General features: G+C 70.0%; 1 pseudogene. It reads left to right on the plus strand.

The window, feature by feature from the left end:
• A pseudogene (locus BST40_RS30605) lies at positions 1-263 on the plus strand (hypothetical protein); the annotation flags it as partial.

The following is a 263-nucleotide window of genomic DNA, read 5'->3' on the forward strand; positions in this document are numbered from 1 at the left end:
GACCACAACGGTACGGCCGGTGGTGGCAACGCCGGCAGCAACAACACCGGCGGCAATGGAACCTCGGGTGTCGGCAACTCGGCGGCCGGCGGGAACTCGGGCTTCGCCAACAGCGGTAGCGCCGGCCAGTCGGGTACCGGCAACAGCGGAGGCGCCGGAAACTCGGGCACCAACAACAACGGGTCCTCCGGAAGTTCGGGGCACAACAACGGGGGGGCCGGCGGAAACTCCGGCACCGGCAACAGCGGCAGCGCGGGCAACTC

This window comes from Mycobacterium persicum (genome assembly GCF_002086675.1).
Lineage (GTDB): Bacteria > Actinomycetota > Actinomycetes > Mycobacteriales > Mycobacteriaceae > Mycobacterium > Mycobacterium persicum.